This window comes from Janibacter sp. Y6 (assembly GCF_040900765.1).
GTDB classification, from domain to species: domain Bacteria; phylum Actinomycetota; class Actinomycetes; order Actinomycetales; family Dermatophilaceae; genus Marihabitans; species Marihabitans melonis.
The window spans coordinates 886,474-905,246 of sequence record NZ_JAKLYZ010000001.1 but is presented as its reverse complement, the minus strand read 5'-3'; the positions used below and the strand labels follow the sequence as shown (position 1 = coordinate 905,246).

Annotated in this window: 20 protein-coding genes; 14 read left to right on the top strand and 6 right to left on the bottom strand. The window is 73.2% G+C overall.

Annotation, left to right across the window (positions count from 1 at the left end):
• Nucleotides 1–99: 99 nt before the first annotated feature.
• A complete protein-coding gene (locus L6241_RS04190; RefSeq protein ID WP_354586969.1) occupies nucleotides 100–711 on the bottom strand; it encodes a hypothetical protein in 612 nt (203 codons plus the stop codon).
• 67 nt (nucleotides 712–778) lie between these two features.
• On the opposite strand from L6241_RS04190, the gene ligA reads away from it, so the two are divergent.
• Both ligA and L6241_RS04180 read left to right on the top strand, forming a co-directional pair.
• Nucleotides 779–3,001 (top strand): NAD-dependent DNA ligase LigA, encoded by a 2,223-nt coding sequence (gene ligA, locus L6241_RS04185; RefSeq protein ID WP_368245147.1) that lies wholly within the window; start codon nucleotides 779–781, stop codon nucleotides 2,999–3,001.
• Nucleotides 3,002–3,006: 5 nt separating this feature from the next.
• Nucleotides 3,007–3,456 (top strand): DUF664 domain-containing protein, encoded by a 450-nt coding sequence (locus L6241_RS04180; RefSeq protein WP_368244990.1) that lies wholly within the window; start codon nucleotides 3,007–3,009, stop codon nucleotides 3,454–3,456.
• Nucleotides 3,457–3,579: 123 nt separating this feature from the next.
• Here the strand turns inward: L6241_RS04180 and tpx are convergent, their stop codons facing one another.
• Both tpx and L6241_RS04170 read right to left on the bottom strand, forming a co-directional pair.
• On the bottom strand, nucleotides 3,580–4,074 hold the full coding sequence (tpx, locus tag L6241_RS04175; protein ID WP_068274468.1) for a thiol peroxidase: 495 nt from the start codon (nucleotides 4,072–4,074) through the stop codon (nucleotides 3,580–3,582).
• A gap of 66 nt (nucleotides 4,075–4,140) precedes the next feature.
• On the bottom strand, nucleotides 4,141–4,578 hold the full coding sequence (locus L6241_RS04170) for an HIT family protein (RefSeq protein ID WP_068274472.1): 438 nt from the start codon (nucleotides 4,576–4,578) through the stop codon (nucleotides 4,141–4,143).
• Between the two features lie 30 nt (nucleotides 4,579–4,608).
• On the opposite strand from L6241_RS04170, the gene L6241_RS04165 reads away from it, so the two are divergent.
• From L6241_RS04165 to gatB, 5 genes are all read left to right on the top strand, one after another.
• Nucleotides 4,609–5,154, top strand: a complete 546-nt coding sequence (locus L6241_RS04165) for an SRPBCC family protein (protein ID WP_368244989.1) — start codon at nucleotides 4,609–4,611, stop codon at nucleotides 5,152–5,154.
• Nucleotides 5,147–5,947 (top strand): carbon-nitrogen hydrolase family protein, encoded by an 801-nt coding sequence (locus L6241_RS04160; protein ID WP_368244988.1) that lies wholly within the window; start codon nucleotides 5,147–5,149, stop codon nucleotides 5,945–5,947. The genes L6241_RS04165 and L6241_RS04160 overlap by 8 nt, the downstream gene beginning before the upstream one ends.
• Nucleotides 5,948–6,155: 208 nt before the next feature.
• Nucleotides 6,156–6,452 (top strand): Asp-tRNA(Asn)/Glu-tRNA(Gln) amidotransferase subunit GatC, encoded by a 297-nt coding sequence (gatC, locus tag L6241_RS04155; protein WP_123093322.1) that lies wholly within the window; start codon nucleotides 6,156–6,158, stop codon nucleotides 6,450–6,452.
• Between the two features lie 74 nt (nucleotides 6,453–6,526).
• Nucleotides 6,527–8,053 (top strand): Asp-tRNA(Asn)/Glu-tRNA(Gln) amidotransferase subunit GatA, encoded by a 1,527-nt coding sequence (gene gatA, locus L6241_RS04150; RefSeq protein WP_368244987.1) that lies wholly within the window; start codon nucleotides 6,527–6,529, stop codon nucleotides 8,051–8,053.
• 1 nt (nucleotide 8,054) lies between these two features.
• Nucleotides 8,055–9,608, top strand: a complete 1,554-nt coding sequence (gatB, locus tag L6241_RS04145; protein ID WP_368244985.1) for an Asp-tRNA(Asn)/Glu-tRNA(Gln) amidotransferase subunit GatB — start codon at nucleotides 8,055–8,057, stop codon at nucleotides 9,606–9,608.
• A 66-nt stretch (nucleotides 9,609–9,674) separates the two neighbouring features.
• On the opposite strand, the gene L6241_RS04140 is transcribed toward gatB, so the two are convergent.
• Complete coding sequence (locus L6241_RS04140; RefSeq protein WP_123093319.1) at nucleotides 9,675–10,292, bottom strand: hypothetical protein; 618 nt, start codon at nucleotides 10,290–10,292, stop codon at nucleotides 9,675–9,677.
• 116 nt (nucleotides 10,293–10,408) lie between these two features.
• On the opposite strand from L6241_RS04140, the gene L6241_RS04135 reads away from it, so the two are divergent.
• The 3 genes from L6241_RS04135 (at nucleotide 10,409) to L6241_RS04125 (ending at nucleotide 12,436) form a co-directional block, all read left to right on the top strand.
• Nucleotides 10,409–11,329 (top strand): 2-hydroxyacid dehydrogenase, encoded by a 921-nt coding sequence (locus L6241_RS04135; protein WP_368244983.1) that lies wholly within the window; start codon nucleotides 10,409–10,411, stop codon nucleotides 11,327–11,329.
• Between the two features lie 38 nt (nucleotides 11,330–11,367).
• Nucleotides 11,368–11,889 (top strand): histidine phosphatase family protein, encoded by a 522-nt coding sequence (locus tag L6241_RS04130; protein ID WP_123093317.1) that lies wholly within the window; start codon nucleotides 11,368–11,370, stop codon nucleotides 11,887–11,889.
• Nucleotides 11,890–11,986: 97 nt separating this feature from the next.
• The gene (locus tag L6241_RS04125) at nucleotides 11,987–12,436 is read left to right on the top strand and encodes a DUF4189 domain-containing protein (RefSeq protein WP_123093316.1); all 450 of its coding nucleotides are present in this window, start codon (nucleotides 11,987–11,989) and stop codon (nucleotides 12,434–12,436) included.
• An 86-nt stretch (nucleotides 12,437–12,522) separates the two neighbouring features.
• Here L6241_RS04125 and L6241_RS04120 read toward each other — a convergent pair whose 3' ends face one another.
• Nucleotides 12,523–13,443, bottom strand: a complete 921-nt coding sequence (locus tag L6241_RS04120; RefSeq protein ID WP_123093315.1) for a GNAT family N-acetyltransferase — start codon at nucleotides 13,441–13,443, stop codon at nucleotides 12,523–12,525.
• A 335-nt stretch (nucleotides 13,444–13,778) separates the two neighbouring features.
• Between L6241_RS04120 and L6241_RS04115 the strand changes: the two genes are divergently transcribed.
• The 3 genes from L6241_RS04115 to ilvC all read left to right on the top strand — a co-directional run bounded on the left by L6241_RS04115 (nucleotide 13,779) and on the right by ilvC (nucleotide 17,251).
• Nucleotides 13,779–15,626 carry an acetolactate synthase large subunit gene (locus L6241_RS04115; protein ID WP_368245146.1) on the top strand — a complete coding sequence of 616 codons (1,848 nt, stop codon included), beginning with the start codon at nucleotides 13,779–13,781 and terminating at the stop codon, nucleotides 15,624–15,626.
• 10 nt (nucleotides 15,627–15,636) lie between these two features.
• Entirely contained in the window at nucleotides 15,637–16,149 is a 513-nt protein-coding gene (gene ilvN, locus L6241_RS04110) for an acetolactate synthase small subunit (protein WP_068274490.1), read from the top strand.
• Nucleotides 16,150–16,225: 76 nt separating this feature from the next.
• A complete protein-coding gene (gene ilvC, locus L6241_RS04105; protein WP_368244981.1) occupies nucleotides 16,226–17,251 on the top strand; it encodes a ketol-acid reductoisomerase in 1,026 nt (341 codons plus the stop codon).
• Nucleotides 17,252–17,340: 89 nt separating this feature from the next.
• Here the strand turns inward: ilvC and L6241_RS04100 are convergent, their stop codons facing one another.
• Complete coding sequence (locus L6241_RS04100; protein WP_368244980.1) at nucleotides 17,341–18,099, bottom strand: SDR family oxidoreductase; 759 nt, start codon at nucleotides 18,097–18,099, stop codon at nucleotides 17,341–17,343.
• On the opposite strand from L6241_RS04100, the gene L6241_RS04095 reads away from it, so the two are divergent.
• A complete protein-coding gene (locus L6241_RS04095; RefSeq protein WP_368244978.1) occupies nucleotides 18,098–18,592 on the top strand; it encodes a DedA family protein in 495 nt (164 codons plus the stop codon). The two genes, L6241_RS04100 and L6241_RS04095, sit on opposite strands and share 2 nt — an antisense overlap.
• Nucleotides 18,593–18,773 lie beyond the last annotated feature (181 nt).

Below are 18,773 nucleotides of genomic sequence, written 5' to 3'. Positions count from 1 at the left end.
GACTCCTCGGTAGGTCGGCGGGAGCCCCCATGATCACCCGCCGAGCCCCTCAGCGGAAGAGCGGGTCCGGGGGTTGTCCGGCGAAGGGGGGTCCGCCGGTCAGGAGACCCGTGCGTCTCGAACCTCCACGGCGGGCACCCCGACGAGCGCGCCGATCGCCTCGGCGGCGGTGCGCGGGTCGGACGAGGTCATGAGGACGGCGACGGCGAGACGCTGGCGTCGCGGCATCTCGTGGCCGGTCCAGGGCGCCGGCTCGCGTGCGGGGAGAGCGGTCGGCCGGGCGAGGAGCAGCCCGACCTCGGGGTCGGGCCCCGCGCTCAGCGCGGGCCACCCCTTCGTCTCGCCGGGAGGGCCGACCTGCCCGTGTCGGACCTCGGCGACGTCCTCGACCGGGACCACGAGGGCGTCGGTGAGGAAGGCGGGTGAGGTGATGACGAGGTCGTCGCCCACCTTCTCGACGGTCGTGGGGTTCGTCCGGGCGCGCCACGCGGCGGCGAGGAGGTTGCCCGCGGGGGTGGCGAGCGCCGCGAAGACGGCCACCTGGACGAAGGCGCCGACGCCGGGCGAGCGGGTCGTGAGGAAGGCCCGCAGGATCATGACGACGCAGACGAGCAGCCAGAGGGCGGCGAGACCCCAGCGCAGGGCCGCCCGCCCGGTCTCCGGACGCCCGAGGTCGACCCGGGCGTCGTGCGTGCGGGGCGTCTCGTCCATGGCGACATCGTCGCACTGCCCGCGTCGCGCTGTCGGTGCGGTGCGGCAGGATTGGCGGGTGAGCGAGATCCCCGAGACCTCCGGCGACGCCGCCGCCGAGCACACCCCGGAGACCCCGGACCAGGTGCCCGACGCCCTGCGCGAGGAGTGGAGCGAGCTGGCCGACCAGGCGACGGCGGCGCAGTTCGCCTACCACGTGCGCGACGCGCCGACGATCAGCGACGGCGAGTACGACCGGCTCATCCGGCGGCTGCAGGAGATCGAGGAGGCGCACCCCTCGCTGCGCACCCCCGAGAGCCCGACGCAGCGTGTCGGCGGGGCGATCTTCTCCACCGACTTCACCGCCGTCGACCACCTCGAGCGCATGCTCAGCCTCGACAACGCCTTCAGCGCGCAGGAGATGCAGGAGTGGGCCGCCCGCGTCGAGCGCGAGGTCGGCTCGGACGTGCACTACCTGTGCGAGCTGAAGATCGACGGCCTGGCCGTGAACCTCCTCTACGAAGGGGGGCGCCTCACCCGGGCGCTCACCCGCGGCGACGGGCGCACCGGCGAGGACGTGACGATGAACGTGCGGACCATCGCCGACGTCCCCGAGCGCCTCGAGGGCGGCGACGCCCCGGTGCCCGACCTCGTCGAGATCCGCGGCGAGGTCTTCTTCCCGCTCGAGGGCTTCGCCGAGCTCAACGCCGGGCTCGTCGAGGCGGGCAAGGCCCCTTTCGCCAACCCGCGCAACTCCGCGGCCGGCTCGCTGCGGCAGAAGGACCCGCGGGTCACCGCGTCGCGGCCGCTGCACATGCTCGTCCACGGCACGGGCCGGCGCGAGGGCTTCGAGATCGACAGCCAGAGCCACGCGTACGAGCTCATGCAGGCGTGGGGCCTGCCGACCTCGACGCACTACCGGGTGCTCGGCTCGATGGACGAGGTCACCGACTTCATCGCCGAGGTCGAGCGGCGTCGGCACGACTACGAGCACGAGATCGACGGGGTCGTCGTCAAGGTCGACGAGATCGCGCTGCAGCGGCGGCTCGGCTCGACGTCGCGCGCGCCCCGCTGGGCCATCGCGTACAAGTACGCGCCCGAGGAGGTCAACACCCGCCTGCTCGACATCCAGGTCAACGTCGGCCGGACCGGGCGGGTCACCCCCTTCGGCGTCATGGAGCCGGTGACCGTGGCCGGGTCCACGGTCTCGATGGCCACCCTGCACAACGCGCACGAGGTGCGCCGCAAGGGCGTGCTCATCGGTGACACGGTCGTCCTGCGCAAGGCCGGCGACGTCATCCCCGAGATCCTCGGCCCGGTGGCCGAGCTGCGCGACGGCAGCGAGCGCGAGTTCGAGATGCCGACGCACTGCCCGTCCTGCGGCACGCGTCTCGCCCCGCAGAAGGAGGGCGACAAGGACATCCGCTGCCCCAACGCGCGGTCCTGCCCCAGCCAGCTGCGCGAGCGGCTCTTCAGCCTCGCCGGGCGCGGGGCGCTCGACATCGAGGCGCTCGGCTGGGAGGGCGCGATCAGCCTGCTCGACGCCGGGGTCCTCGCCGACGAGTCGACCCTCTTCGACCTCACCGACGAGGACGTCGCCCGGGTGCCGCTCTACACGCGGGCGGCCAAGAAGTCCGACCCGCCCGAGGCGGTCGTCGACGGGCGCGTGCTGTCGGCCAACGGCGCACGGCTCGTCGCCAACCTCGAGCAGGCCAAGCAGCAGCCGCTGTGGCGCGTGCTCGTCGCCCTGTCGATCCGCCACGTCGGTCCGACCGCGGCGCGCGCGCTCGCCCAGCACTTCGGGTCGATGAGCGCCATCCGCGAGGCCAGCGAGGAGCAGCTCGCGGCCGTCGACGGCGTCGGCCCGACGATCGCCGACTCGGTGCGTGAGTGGTTCGACGGGCCGGGTGCCTCGTGGCACGGCCAGATCGTCGACCGCTGGGCGGCGGCCGGGGTGCGGATGGAGGACGAGCGCGACGAGTCCACGCCGCGCACGCTCGAGGGCCTCACCGTCGTCGTCACCGGCTCGCTCGAGGGCTTCAGCCGCGACGAGACGAAGGAGGCGATCCTCTCCCGTGGGGGCAAGGCGTCGGGCTCGGTGAGCAAGAAGACCGACTGGGTCGTCGTCGGCGAGAACGCCGGGTCGAAGGCGACGAAGGCCGAGGACCTCGGGCTGCGCATCCTCGACGAGGAGCAGTTCCGCGAGCTGCTCGAGACGGGCACGGTCGCGGCCTTCGCCACCGAGGACAGCCGCGAGGACGAGGGCGAAGGGGACGTGGAGCAGGACGAGAGCTCGGCGGGGGAGCAGTGAGCGGCGTGACCCGCGAGAGCGTCCAGTGGTACGTCGACACGGCCCTGGTGAAGATGCTCGGCCGGGCCGAGGACCTCGGTGACGAGCTGCTGAGCACCCGCCCCGACGTCGAGGGGGCCAACAGCGTCTACGCGCTCGTCGTCCACTGCTGCGGGGTCATGGAGCGCTGGGGCGGCGAGGCCATCGCGGGGCGCACCATCAGCCGTGACCGCGCGAGCGAGTTCACCGCCACCGGCACGCTCGCCCAGCTCGAGGAGCTCGTCGCCGCCCAGCGTCGACGCTGGGTCGACGACCTCGTCGGCTTCGAGCCCGAGGCGGCCCCCCGCGGGCCCGCCCCGCGCGACGACGGCGACCCCGAGGTCATCACCCAGGAGTTCGTCGCGCTGCACGTCGTCGAGGAGCTCTTCCAGCACCTGGGCCACGTCGACCTCACCGTCGACCTGCTGCGGTCCTGACCTGCTGCCGGGCCGCCGGCTGGCCGGGCCGACGGCGCCCGGGCGGTCCCCCTTCGCCCACGACGTGCGAGAGCCGCGCCGTCTGGTGCGACGGCGCGGCTCTCGGGGTCTGGAGGGGGAGGGTCAGCCGAGCGAGGCGATGGCCGCGTCGTAGTCCGGCTCCTGGCCGATCTCGGGGACGAGCTGGCTGTGCAGGACGGTGCCGTCCGCGTCGAGCACGACGACAGCGCGGGCGAGCAGCCCGGCCATCGGGCCGTCGGTGAGGGTCACGCCGTAGTCCTCGCCGAAGGAGGAGCGGAAGGCCGAGCCCATCTTCACCTTGTCGATGCCCTCGGCGCCGCAGAAGCGGGCCTGCGCGAAGGGGAGGTCCTTGCTGACGTTGACGACCGTGGTGTCGGTGAGGTCGACGGCGCGCTCGTTGAAGGTGCGCACGCTCTGCGCGCAGATGCCGGTGTCGACGCTCGGGAAGATGTTGAGCACGACGCGGCCGGTGAGGTCGCCGGAGGTGAGCGGCGCGAGGCCCTCGCCGACGAGCTCGAAGGCCGGGGCCTTCGTGCGGGCGGCGGGGAGCTCGCCGACGGTCGTGACGCGGTTGCCCTTGAGTGCGGTGTTAGCCATGAGCCCAGCCAACCCCACGACGAGCCCTGATGTCACGCCGGGGTCCGCCTGGCGGCACCGGGCGGGTCAGAGCGGTCCGGGGCCCACGACGTGCTCGCCGTGCCCGTCGGCCCGCAGCCGCTCCCGCAGACGCTGCGCCGCCGACTCGAAGCGGTCGTCGGGCACATCACGCATCGGCGAGTGCGGCTCGACGTCGGCGGGCGACCACGCGGGCCACACGTGCACGTGGAGGTGCGGCACGAGGAAGCCCTCGAGGAGCATCCCGACCCGCGGCGCCTCCCACTCGGCCTGCTGCGCCCGACCGACGGCCATCGCCACCCGCTGGAGGTGGGCCCAGGTCTGCTCGTCGGCGTCGGTCCACTGCTCGAGCTCGGCGCGCGGCACGACCATGCAGTGCCCGTCGGTGAGCGGCTCGATGGTGAGCATGACGACGCACACGTCGTCGGCCCACACGAAGCGCCCGGGGATCTCGCCGGCGATGATCTGGCTGAAGAGCGTGGCCATGGCGCCACCCTAGGGGCCTACGGTGGGGTCATGCCCCAGGTGAGCGCCGACGTCCACGTGCCCGTCCCGCCCGAGCTGGCCTTCGCGGTCTCGCAGACCCACGGCGCGATCCGCCGCGGGTGGGACCCCTTCATCCGCGAGCAGCACTTCCTCGACGGGGCGCAGCACCCGGCGACCGGCGTGCGGACCTTCACCCGGTCGGCCTTCCTCGGCCCGATCAGCCCGACGATGGTCAGCGAGTACGTCTCGTGGCGCCCGCCGACGTCGGTCGGGATGACGATGGTGAGCGGCCCGCCCTTCTTCTCCCGCTTCGGCGGGGGGTGGCGCTTCACGCCCGAGGGCGACGGCACCCGTGCCGTGTGGAAGTACACCTACGACGTCGTCGGCCCGCCGTGGTTCCGCCGCATCGGCGTGACGACCGGGCAGTGGCTGCTCGGGCGCGAGATCCGCAAGCGGATCGACGCCTTCGCCGCCGCGTGCCGCGACGAGCAGGTCGTCTTCGTCGCGCGCGCCGACCTCGAGGCCCGCGCGGCGCTCGAGGCGCAGGAGAGCGCGAAGGGGGAGCCGCGTGCCTGACCCGATGCGCGTCGCCGGCGTCCAGCTCGTCGCGTCGCACGACGTCGAGGACAACCTCGAGCAGGTCGTCGACGGCGTGCGGCAGGCCGCCGGGGCCGGGGCACGTCTCGTCGTCTTCCCCGAGGCGACGATGGCGCCCTTCAGCCGGCGGCTCGACACGGCCGCGCAGCCACTCGACGGCCCCTTCGCCGACGGGGTGCGCCGAGCGGCGCACGAGCACGGCGTCGTCGCGGTCGTCGGGATCTTCACCCCAGCCGACGACGTCGAGGTCGACGGCCAGGTGCGGCACCGGGTGCACAACACGCTGCTGCTCACCGGCGACGGGGTCGAGGAGACGAACTATCGCAAGATCCACCTCTTCGACGCCTTCGACTCCCGCGAGTCCGACACCGTCGCCGCGGGCGACGCGGTCGTCACGGCGCAGGTCGACGGCTGGACCGTCGGGCTGGCGACGTGCTTCGACGTGCGCTTCGCCGACCACTTCACCGAGCTCGGCCGTCGCGGCAGCGAGCTCGTCGTCCTGCCGGCGTCGTGGGGCGACGGCCCCGGCAAGGCCGACCAGTGGGACCTGCTCACCCAGGCCCGCGCCCACGACGCGCAGGCCTGGCTCCTCGGCGTCGGCCAGGCCTGGACCCCGCAGTCCGGCGACGGCCCCTTCGGCATCGGGCGCTCGGTCCTCGCCGACCCGACCGGCGCGGTCCGCTCCCGGCTCGACGCCGCCCCGGGGATGCTCGTCGCCGATCTCGACCCCGCCCCGGTCGCCGCCACCCGCCGTCGCGTCCCCATCCTCTGACCGCCTGCGTCCACCGGGAAGCCCAGCGGTGACCGGGCAACCCTTCGTGGGCCGGGGTATGTCTCGGTCGGCCCGGGGTTGCCCGGTCACGACCGGGCTGCCCGGTCGCGGCACGGCGAAGGGGGCCGCGGCCACGTCGTCCGGACCCCGGGTCGGGGGCCGCCGGGAGGTGGACGGGCCAGCCGCAGCGGTCCGTAGACTGGCCGCCATGTCCGACCTCACCCGCGACGACGTCGCCCACCTCGCCTCCCTGGCCCGGATCGAGCTCGAGCCGCAGGAGCTGGACCGGCTCGTCAGCGACCTCGACACCGTGCTCAGCCACGTCGCGCAGGTGCAGCAGGCGCCCACCGAGGGCGTCGAGCCGATGAGCCACCCGATGCCGCTCGTCAACGTCACCCGCCCCGACGAGGTCCGCCCCTCCCTCACGCCGGAGGAGGCGCTCGCCGCCGCCCCGCTGGCCGAGGAGCAGCGCTTCTCCGTCCCGCGCATCCTCACCGAGGACTGAGCGCCGCCGACGGGGGCGGCCACGCCCCCTTCGCACCCCGAGCCCGCCGCGACACCCGCCCCGAAGGACCGAACTTGAGCGACATCACCCGGCTGACCGCCGCCGCCCTGGCCGACTCCCTCGCCTCCGGAGAGATCTCCTCCGTCGAGGCGACCCGTGCGCACCTCGACCGCATCGACGCCGTCGACGAGTCGGTGCACGCCTACCTCCACGTCGCCGGCGCGGTGGCGATGGAGCAGGCCCAGCAGGTCGACGACCGCCGGGCGAAGGGGGAGACCCTCCACCGTCTCGCCGGCGTCCCGATCGCGGTCAAGGACGTCATGACGACGATCGGCATGCCGACGACGTGCGGCAGCCGGATGCTCGAGGGCTGGGAGCCGCCGTACGACGCGACCGTCGTGCGCCGACTCAAGGACGCGGGCCTGCCGATCCTCGGCAAGACGAACATGGACGAGTTCGCGATGGGCTCGTCCACCGAGCACTCCGCCTACGGCGTCACCCGCAACCCCTGGGACCTCGAGCGCGTGCCCGGCGGGTCCGGCGGCGGCTCGAGCGCCGTCGTCGCCTCCTTCCAGGCGCCGCTCGCGACGGGCACCGACACCGGTGGCTCGATCCGCCAGCCGGCCGCCGTCACCGGCAGCGTCGGGGTCAAGCCGACGTACGGCGGGGTCTCGCGCTACGGCCTCGTCGCGCTCGCCTCCTCGCTCGACCAGGCCGGCCCGTGCGCCCGCACCGTCCTCGACACGGCGCTGCTCCACGAGGTCATGGCCGGCCACGACCCGATGGACTCGACGTCGATCGACGCCCCGGTGCCCGCGGTCGTCGCCGCCGCCGAGCGCGCCGACGTCTCCGGCATGCGCATCGGCATCATCCGCGAGCTCACCGGCGAGGGCTTCCAGCCCGGTGTGCAGGCCCGCTTCGACGAGGCCGTCCAGCACCTCGTCGACGCCGGCGCCGAGGTCGTCGAGGTCTCGTGCCCGAGCTTCACCTACGCGCTCGCCGCCTACTACCTCATCCTCCCGAGCGAGGCGAGCAGCAACCTCGCGAAGTTCGACGCCATGCGCTACGGCCTGCGCGTCGGCCCGAAGGGGGTTGACGCCCCCTCCGCCGAGCAGGTCATGGCGGCCAGCCGGGACGCCGGCTTCGGCGACGAGGTCAAGCGCCGCATCATCCTGGGCACCTACGCCCTCTCCTCGGGCTACTACGACGCGTACTACGGCAGCGCCCAGAAGGTGCGCCGCCTCATCGCCGACGACTTCGCGAAGGCCTTCGAGAGCGCCGACGTCCTCGTCAGCCCCACCGCCCCGACGACGGCCTTCCGCTTCGGCGAGAAGACCGACGACCCGATGGCGATGTACCGCGGCGACATCGCGACGATCCCGGCCAACCTCGCCGGTCTGCCGGGCATGTCCCTGCCGAGCGGCCTGGCCGACGAGGACGGCCTGCCCGCCGGTCTGCAGGTCCTCGCGCCCGCCATGGCCGACGACCGCCTGTACTCCGTCGGCGCCGCGCTCGAGCAGCGTCTCGTCGCCCAGTGGGGCGGCCACCTCCTCGACCGCGCCCCGGCCCTGACCGGCACGACCACCACCCAGGGAGCCTGAGATGAGCACCACCCGCGCCGACGCCGTCCTCGGCTACGACGAGGCCCTCGGCGTCTACGACCCGGTCATGGGCCTCGAGGTCCACGTCGAGCTCGGCACCGCGACGAAGATGTTCTGCGGCTGCGCGACGACCTTCGGCGCCGAGCCCAACACCCAGGTCTGCCCGGTCTGCCTCGGCCTGCCCGGCGCCCTGCCGGTCGTCAACGCCACGGCCGTCGAGTCGGCGATCCGGATCGGTCTGGCGCTGCACTGCTCCATCGCGCCGTGGAGCCGTTTCGCCCGGAAGAACTACTTCTACCCGGACATGCCGAAGAACTTCCAGACCTCGCAGTACGACGAGCCGATCTGCTTCGACGGCTACCTCGACGTCGAGCTCGACGGCGGCGAGGTCTACCGCGTCGAGATCGAGCGCGCGCACATGGAGGAGGACACCGGCAAGAGCTGGCACGTCGGCGGCTCCACCGGTCGCATCCACGGTGCCGAGTACTCGCTCGTCGACTATAACCGCGCCGGCATCCCCCTCATCGAGATCGTCACCAAGCCGCTCGTCGGTGCGGGGGAGCGCGCGCCCGAGGTGGCCCGCGCCTACGTCGCCGCGCTGCGCGACCTGCTGCGCGCCCTCGACGTCTCGGACGTGAAGATGGAGCAGGGCTCGATGCGCTGCGACGTCAACCTCTCGCTGCGTGCCAAGGCCGGCGACGACGCCCGCTCGCCCGAGCAGCTCGCCGTGCCGCTGGGCACCCGCTCGGAGACCAAGAACGTCAACTCTCTGCGCTCCGTCGAGCGCGCCGTGCGGTACGAGATCTGCCGCCACGCGGCGGTGCTCGAGTCCGGCGGCTCGATCGTGCAGGAGACGCGTCACTGGCACGAGGACACCGGCATGACGACCTCGGGCCGCGAGAAGTCCGACGCCGAGGACTACCGCTACTTCCCCGAGCCCGACCTCGTGCCCGTCGCCCCCGACGACGCGTGGGTCGAGCAGCTGCGCGGCACCCTGCCCGAGCCGCCGGCCCAGCGCCGCAAGCGCCTGCAGGAGCAGTGGGGCTACTCCGACCTCGAGATGCGCGACGTCCTCAACGCCGGCGCGCTCGAGATCGTCGAGGCGACCGTCGCGGCGGGTGCGACCCCGCAGGCGGCCCGCAAGTGGTGGCTCGGCGAGCCGTCCCGCCGGGCCAACGGCGAGGGGGTCGACCTCGTGACCTACGCCGGTCAGGTCGGTCTGCTCCCGGCGCACGTCGCCGAGCTCGAGTCGCTCGTCGCCTCCGGTCGCCTCAACGACAAGATGGCCCGACAGGTCCTCGAGGGCGTCCTCGACGGCGAAGGGGGACCGACCCAGGTCGCCGACGCCCGGGGCCTCGAGCTCGTCCAGGACGACGGTGCGCTCGAGACGGCCGTCGACACCGTCATCGCCGCCAACCCCGACATCGCCGACAAGATCCGCGCCGGCAAGGTGCAGGCCGCCGGCGCGCTCATCGGCCAGGTGATGAAGGAGATGCGCGGCCAGGCCGACGCCGGCCGGGCCCGCGAGATCATCCTCTCCCGCCTCGGCGCCTGAGCGACGCAGCGCCCGAAGGGGGCCGCCCGGGATCACCCGGGCGGCCCCCTTCGCGCGTCCTCGCGGTCAGGCCGGTCCGTAGCCGCCGATGTAACCCTCCTGCTTCGCGCCCGTGAGGATCGGGCGGCCGGACAAGGAGCCGGAGACCGTCGCCTCGCGCCAGAAGGAGTAGAAGGTCCCGTCGCCGTCGTCGGTCACCGGTCCGCTGGCGTAGAGGGTGAAGTCCGGCTCGATCGGCCAGCGATCGGTGCCGCGGCGCCCGACGATGAGGCCCTCTTGCTTCGCAGAGAGGCCGGTAGAGCTGACCCGGCCGACCTTCTGCCGCTCGAAGTTCTCGAAGGTCATCGTCTGACGGTGCACGCACCGCGACGACGCCCACGTCGGGCTGACGCTCGCGCCGGCCGGGCAGTAGTAGGAGCGCATCGACCCGCTGACGACGCCGTTGTCCGTCGTCAGCTTGACCTGGTGCCGGTTGCCCCGGATCGGCGGGCCGAACTCGTTCTGGAAGCCCCCGCCGAGCACGACCCAGCTCGTCGCGTAGCGGTGGTCGGTCGTCGGGGTGATGTCGCGCCCGGCGCCCCGCGGGTCCGGGGCGGCGCTGCTCGGCACGGCGCTCGCCGCGGCGAGGAGGGCCGCCCCTGCGAGGACGGCCGCGGAGCGGGCGAGATGACGCTGTCGGTGCATGATGGGTCCCTGCTCTCGTGCTCGTCGGCGCCGACGGCTCCAGCGCCGTCCTCATAGGGACCCACCACAGGCCCGCGCTGTCCATGAGCAGAAGTACTCAACCTAGACTCGCCGCCATGGTGACCGTCTCCTTCCCCGACCAGTCCTGGCTCGACGACGTCGGCCCGGTCGACGGGATCACGCCCGTCGTCTGGGACCCGGAGGGCCCGGTGCCCGACGAGGACGTCGAGGTCTTCGTCGCGCCGTACATGGGCGGCGCGCGCAGCGTCGAGCCGGTCGCGCAGAAGCCGTCGGTGCGTCTCGTCCAGCTCTTCTCCGCCGGGTACGAGGACGTCCTGCCCGTCCTGCCGAAGGGGGTGGCGCTCGCCAACGGCGCGGGGGTCCACGACGACTCGACCGCGGAGCTGGCCGTGGGTCTGGCCCTGGCCTCCCTGCGCGGCATCGACGACGCGGCCCGCGACATGACGAGCGGCAGCTGGACCGCCCACCGCCGCGAGCGCCGCTCGCTCGCCGACAGCCGGGTCCTGCTCCTCGGCTACGGCTCGATCGGCCGTGCGATCACCCGGCGGCTCGTCCCCTTCGAGGTCTCGGTCACCGCGGTGGCCTCCCGGGCCCGCGCCGGCGACGAGCTCGTCGACAGCGTGCACGGCGTCGACGAGCTGCCCGAGCTGCTGCCGAAGCACGACGTCGTCGTCGTCATCGTGCCGCTGACCGACGCCACGGCGGGCCTGCTCGGTGACGAGCTGCTCGGCGCGCTGCCCGACGGCGCCCTCGTCGTCAACGTCGCCCGCGGGCCCGTCCTCGACACCGGCGCGGTGCTGCGCCAGGCGGGGAGGATCTCCTTCGCGCTCGACGTCACCGACCCGGAGCCGCTGCCCGCCGACCACCCGCTGTGGTCCGCGCCGGGCGTGCTCGTCACGCCGCACGTCGGCGGGATGAGCACCGCCTTCCGGCCCCGCGGGGTGCGTCTGCTGCGCGAGCAGCTGCGCGCTCTCGGCGCCGGTGAGGACCCGATCAACGTCGTGGGGCACGGCTGACCCTGGCGAGCAGGCCCCGATGAGAGTTGACTAGCGCCATGACACGGGCAGCGGAGTCCAAGACGATCGTGCTGGTGCGTCACGCCGAGGCGGCCGCTGCCCCGCCAGGAGGCCAGGACGCCGAGCGGGCCCTCACGGAGCAGGGGCAGGAGCGCGCCGAGGACTTCGGGCGCTGGCTGCGGGCGCACGGCATGGGGTGCGACGAGGTCATCACCTCGCCGGCCGCCCGCGCCCGGCAGACCGTCGAGGCGATCGCCTGCGGCGGCTGCGCCGAGGCCGAGGTGCAGGTCGAGCGGCGGCTCTACGAGGGTGAGGTCGACGACGTGCTGCAGGTGCTGCGCGAGTCGACACCCGACGCCGAGCTCGTCCTCGTCGTCGGTCACGCGCCGACCGTGCCGGCCGCGGTGAGCCTGCTCGCCGACGGCGAGGGCGCCGACGCGGCGCACGAGGCGCTCTCGCTCGGCTTCCCTCCCGGTGCTGCGGCGGTGCTGCGCTACCAGGGGCAGTGGAGCGACCTCAGCTTCGGCGCGGCCTCGCTCGAGGACTTCCGCACCCCGTGACGAGCGGGGAGTGCTCCCCGTCGTCGCCGGGCCCCCCAGCCGATAGCCTCCGTGTGCGGCGACCGGCCGCACCACGTCACAGGGGAAGAAAGTGAACATGAAGACGATGATCCGGGGCGCTGCTGTCGCCCTCGCCGCCGTGGGCCTGACCGCCGCGACCGCCCTGCCCTCCACCTCGGCGCCGAGCGACGAGAGCCGCCGCGTCTACTACGGCGCGATCGCGATGAACACCCGCACGCTCGACGTCGGCTACATCAACGACTACGGCAGCTCGACCCTGGCGAAGCAGTACGCGCTCAACCGCTGCAAGAAGAACACGCAGTACTCGAGCAACGACGGCTACTGCAAGAACATCGTCGCCGTCCGCAACGGCTGCGCCGCCGTCGCGGTGAAGTACGACAGCAAGAACCGTCCGGTCCGCTACGGCTACGGCACGGACTTCGCGAAGTGGCCTGCCGTCCGCGAGGCCCAGCGCCAGGCCCAGGGCAGCTCCTCGGCCGGCACGGTCAAGACCCGCATCTACCTGTGCACGACGCGCTACTACTGAGCAACGCATCGACGCGACGGTCTGCGTGACCTGACGAGCAGCGGCGGTCGACCTCACGGTCGGCCGCCGCTGCTGCGCGTGGCGGGTCAGCCGGCGTCGAGCTCGAGGTGACGCCACGTCGAGGTGACGTGCATCCCGATGTGCTCGTAGAGGCCGAGCGCCCCGGTGCGCGAGTCGGTCGACAGCTGGCCGACGGGGAGCCCGCGCTCACGGCCGGCGGCGTAGGCCACCCCGAGCAGCGCCGCGCCGAGACCGCGCCCGCGGTGCTCGCGGTCGACGGCGAGCTCGTGGACGAAGGCGACGTCGCCCTCGGCCCCCGTGACGATCGCGACGCCGACCACCTGGCCGGACCCGTCGCGCGCCACCTGCAGGTGCCACGGCGCGGCGTCGTCGCGCTCGACGAAGAAGGCGCGCCAGTCCTCGTAGCCGACCGGCCGGCGCCCCTCCCACTCGCCGAAGGCGGTCTCGACGACCCGGTGCACGTCGGGCAGCTCCTCGGCCCGGGCCAGCCCGAGCTCGTAGCCGCTCGGCACCCCCGTGGGCACCGGGCTGTCGGCGGGCAGCTCGAGGATCCACGCGTCGTAGGTCGCCCGCCCGCCCGCGTCGACGAGGAGCTCCTCGGCGGTGCTGCCCACGGGCACGCTCTGCCCGTGGGTGGTGCCGCCGTCGCGCGCCACCGTGCGACGGGCCCAGGCGAGCAGGGCGGTCCCGATGCCCTGACCGCGGTGGTCGGGGTGCACGGCGAGCAGGCCGGTGTCGCTCGGCCGCAGGAAGCCCCCGGCGACGAGCGTCTCGCCGCGGTAGACCCCGATCGAGCGGCGCGCGAGGTCGAGGCTCGGCCCGCGCCACTCGGCCGAGACGTCCGCGTCCTCGATGAGCGCCTCGCCGGCGTCGAGCGCCTCGGTCGCCCGGACGAGCGTGACGAAGGGGGAGACGTCCGCCGCGGTGAAGGGGCGGGCGGCGAGGCCCTCGGGCAGGGCGATGTCGAGGGTGGGTGAGGCGTCCATCCCCGAAGGCTCGCGCACCCGCCCGCCCCTGTCACCCGGTTATCGGTCCCCCTTCACCTCCACTTGTCCACGATGTGGTCCCCTCTGTCTCGAAGTTTGACACCGCGGCGAGGCCGGGAGGACAGTGCTCCCGTGGCCATCACCCTCGTACTTGACCGGCGCGCTGCCTGAGCGACTCGCTCGACCGCAGCGCGCGCCCTTCATGTCCTCGCCCCAGGACTGGAGGGTTTTTTCATGGGGCGGATGATGGTCCGGACCGACACGAGAAGTGGAGCCAAGCCGTGAGCGACAGCGCGACCCAGTCGTCGACGCCGCCTGCACCCAGCCCGGCGAGCATCGCTCGTCAGGCGCAGGCCGCGCACCCCCCTGCCCCCGTCCCGGTGACGGGCGCCCAGAGCCTCGTGCTCTCGCTCGAGTCGGTAGGTGCGGAGGTCGTCTTCGGCATCCCCGGCGGTGCGATCCTCCCGGCCTACGACCCGCTCATGGACTCGGTGAAGGTCCGTCACATCCTCGTGCGCCACGAGCAGGGCGCCGGCCACGCCGCCGAGGGCTACGCCACCGCGACCGGCAAGGTCGGCGTGTGCATGGCCACCTCCGGCCCGGGCGCGACGAACCTCGTCACGGCCATCGCCGACGCCTACATGGACTCCGTGCCGATGGTCGCCATCACCGGTCAGGTGGCCTCGGCCGCGATCGGGACGGACGCCTTCCAGGAGGCTGACATCCGCGGCATCACCATGCCGATCACCAAGCACAACTACCTCGTGACCGACGCCGCGGAGATCCCGCGCGTCATCGCCGAGGCCTTCCACGTCGCGAGCACCGGCCGACCCGGCCCGGTCCTCGTCGACATCGCCAAGGACGCCCTGCAGGCCCGCACCACCTTCGCCTGGCCCCCGCAGGTCGACCTGCCCGGCTACCACCCGGTGACCAAGCCGCACGCGAAGCAGATCCGCGAGGCGGCCAAGCTCATCGCGGCCAGCCGCCAGCCCGTGCTCTACGTCGGTGGCGGCGTCATCCGCGCCGGGGCCCACGAGGAGCTCGCCGCGCTCGTCGAGGCGACCGGCATCCCCGTCGTCACGACCCTCATGGCGCGCGGCGCCTTCCCCGACCAGCACCCGCTGCACCTCGGCATGCCGGGCATGCACGGGTCGGTCGCCGCGGTGACCGCGCTCCAGCGCGCCGACCTGCTCATCACCCTCGGCGCCCGCTTCGACGACCGGGTCACCGGCCAGCTGAGCTCCTTCGCCCCGGACGCGAAGGTCATCCACGCCGACATCGACCCGGCCGAGATCGGCAAGAACCGGATCGCCGACGTGCCGATCGTCGGTGACGCGAAGGCGATCATCGCCGAGCTCACCGCCGCCGTCGCCGCCTCCGAGGCCCCCCGCCCCGACCTGTCGGGCTGGGTGCGCCGCACCCAGGGCTGGGCGCGCAGCTACCCCGTCGGCTACACCCCGAGCGAGGACCCGGGCGCCCTCGCCCCCCAGCTCGTCATCGAGACGATCGGGCGCATCGCCGGCCCCGAGGCCGTCTACGCCGCGGGCGTGGGCCAGCACCAGATGTGGGCCGCTCAGTTCATCGACTACGAGCGCCCCGGCAGCTGGCTCAACTCCGGCGGCGCCGGGACGATGGGCTACTCCGTGCCGGCCGCCATGGGCGCGAAGGTCGGCCAGCCCGACCGTGTCGTGTGGGCGATCGACGGCGACGGCTGCTTCCAGATGACCAACCAGGAGCTCGCGACCTGCGTCATCAACGACATCCCGATCAAGGTCGCGATCATCAACAACTCGAGCCTGGGCATGGTCCGGCAGTGGCAGTCGCTCTTCTACGACAAGCGCTACTCCAACACCGACCTGCACACCTCGGTCGGCAGCCGGGTCCCCGACTTCGTCAAGCTCGCCGACGCCTACGGCTGCGTCGGGCTGCGCTGCGAGCGACCCGAGGACGTCGAGGAGACGATCCGCCAGGCGATGGCGATCAACGACCGCCCGGTCGTCGTCGACTTCGTCGTCGAGCGCGACGCGATGGTGTGGCCGATGGTGCCCGCCGGGGTGAGCAACGACGCGATCCAGATCGCCCGTGATGCCGCGCCCCAGTGGGACCGCGAGGACTCCGACGCCGTCGAGCAGTCGACCGACGCCGACCACAGCAGCCAGACCGCCGCCGACCAGGACGCGTGAGGAGCCGAGCATGAGCAGCAAGCACACCCTGTCGGTCCTCGTCCAGGACAAGCCCGGCGTCCTCGCCCGCATCTCCGCGCTCTTCTCGCGGCGCGGCTTCAACATCGACAGCCTCGCCGTCGGTCCGACCGAGCAGCCCGACGTGTCGCGGATGACCGTCGTCGTCGAGGTCGAGCAGCTGCCGCTGGAGCAGGTGACCAAGCAGCTCAACAAGCTCGTCGAGGTGCTCAAGGTCGTCGAGCTCGACCCGCTCGCCTCCGTCGACCGCGAGCTGCTCCTCGTCAAGGTCCGCGCGGACGCGAGCAGCCGCAGCGCGATCCTCGAGACCACCCAGCTCTTCAAGGCGCGCATCCTCGACGTCACCGCCGACGCCCTGACCATCGAGTCGACGGGCAACGCCGAGAAGCACCGCGCGATGCTCGAGATCCTCGACCCGTACGGCGTCAAGGAGATCGTCAAGTCCGGCATGGTCGCCATCGGCCGTGGCGGACGCTCGATCACCGACCGCGGCGGGCGGCACTGACCCTCGGGTGACGGTCCCCACCCGTCACCCGCACCCCCAGACCGAACCACACCGAAGCTGAAGGAGAGGCCCACCAATGGCCGAGATGTACTACGACGACGACGCGGACCTGTCGATCATCCAGGGGCGCAAGGTGGCCGTCATCGGCTACGGCTCTCAGGGCCACGCCCACGCGCTCAACCTGCGCGACTCCGGCGTCGACGTCCGCGTCGGCCTCCAGGAGGGCAGCAAGAGCCGCGCCAAGGCGCAGGACGAGGGCCTGCGGGTCGTCACCCCGGCCGAGGCGGTGGAGGAGGCCGACGTCATCGTCATCCTCACCCCCGACCAGGTGCAGCGCCACGTCTACGCGCAGGACATCGAGCCGGGCCTGACGGAGGGCGACGCCCTCGTCTTCGGCCACGGCTTCAACATCCGCTTCGGCTACATCCAGCCGCCGAAGGGGGTCGACGTCATCCTCGTCGCGCCCAAGGCGCCGGGTCACACCGTGCGTCGTGAGTACGTCGCCGGCCGCGGCATCCCCGACATCATCGCCGTCGAGCAGGACGCCTCGGGCGGCGCCTGGGACCTCGCGAAGTCCTACGCGAAGGGCATCGGCGGCACCCGCGCCGGCGTCATCAAGACGACCTTCACCGAGGAGACCGAGACCGACCTCTTCGGCGAGCAGGCCGTCCTCTGCGGTGGCATGAGCCACCTCGTGCAGGCCGGCTTCGAGACCCTCACCGAGGCGGGCTACCAGCCGGAGATCGCCTACTTCGAGGTGCTCCACGAGCTCAAGCTCATCGTCGACCTCATGTGGGAGGGCGGCATCGCCAAGCAGCGCTGGTCGATCTCCGACACGGCCGAGTACGGCGACTACGTCTCGGGCCCGCGCGTCGTCGACGACCGGGTCAAGGAGTCGATGCGCGGCATCCTCGCCGACATCCAGGACGGCACCTTCGCCCAGCGCTTCATCGACGACCAGGACAAGGGCGCCGTCGAGTTCGCCCGGCTGCGCGAGCAGGAGGCCGGTCACCCCATCGAGGCGACCGGCAAGGACCTGCGCGCCCACTTCGCGTGGAAGCAGAGCGACGACGACTACACCGAGGGCTCGGCTGCGCGCTGACCCCCTTCGGCGCCGCCCACGACGCCGGCTACCGCCCCGTACTGGTCGCGATGACGACCGGTACGGGGCGGTAGCGCGTCACGGGGGAGTCAGCGGGGCTGCGCGGCGAGCCAGGTCGCGAAGGGGGTGCCGCCCACCTCGGCGTCGGGGCCGGCGAGGATGCCGCCCTGCGGCCCGAAGGCGCGCGTCGTCGCCCCGAGGGGCGGCAGCGCGAGGAGCCGGGGCGGACGTCGCCCGTCGTGCGCGGCGAGCAGCCGCTCGATCTCGCCGAGGTCGAGCACGTCGGGACCGGCGAGGTCGGGGCCCGGCCGCGGGCCGTCCGGGACCTCCCCGGTCGCCAGCTGCGCCATCCGCCGCCCGACCCACGACAGCTCTACGGGTTGCACCCGCATCCCGCGCACGCCGAGCGCGAGCGGCCCGAGGCGCAGCGCGCGCCCGATCTGAGCGGCGAAGGGGTGGAACTGCGTCGCCCGCACGACCGTCGCGGGCAGGCCGGAGGCGAGGACGAGCTCGTCGGCCGTGCGCTTGGCCCGGTAGTACGGGTAGGGCACCCGCTCGCAGCCGACGATCGAGATCGTCACGACGTGCGGGGTGCCCGCCCGGCGGGCCGCGTCGAGCACCGCCCGCGTGCCTCCGACGGTCATCGAGCGCCATCGTCGCGGGCTCGTCGTGTCGGCGGTGTGGACCACCGCGTCCGCGCCCGTGAGGAGGGAGTCGAGACCGGTGCCGGCCTCGAGGTCGACGCCGGTGCGCCGGCTGGCGACGACGGTCTCGTGGCCGTCCTGCTCGAGGTGGTGGACGACCTGGCTGCCGAGGGCGCCGAGCCCCCCGGTGACGACGACGCGCATGCCCGTCAGCATGCCCGAGCTCACGACGTACCGTGGCCGGGTGGAGGAGATGATGCGCGACTGGCCCGTGGGCCTGGCCTTCGTCGTCCTCCTCGTCGCCGCCCTGGTGCGCGGGTCGGCCACCTACGCGATCGGTCGGGGCGCCCGCTCGGCGGCTGCGCGTCGCTCCGGCGCCGACCGGCCGGGCCCGACGATGGCGCGGGCCGAGCGTCTCGTGCGCCGGGTCGGACCGCCGGCCGTGAGCCTGGGCTTCCTCACCGTCGGGCTGCAGAGCGCGATCAACCTCAGCGCGGGGGCGATGCGCATGCCGCTGTCCCGCTTCGCGCCGGCGCTCGTCGTCGGCGCGACCCTGTGGGCGACGGTCTACACGACGATCGGGTTCGCGGTCATCGAGGCGGCGCTCGGTCGGGGTTCGTGGTGGCTCCTCGGAGCCGTCGTCGTCGTGGCGGCCGTCATGCTCGCCGGTCGTGCGCTGCGCCGCCGTGCTCGCTGACCGCGTCGCGAGAGACGACCGTCACGTCCACCTGCTGGACATGGGGTCCACGACGTGGACATCGCAGGCGTAGCCTCGACGCAGGCGACGTGACCGGGCCGGCGGAGACCCCGCACATCCCACGTCCGCGCACCCCCACCGGGGACCGCGCCGTCGCCGCCCACGTACGCACCACCGTCAG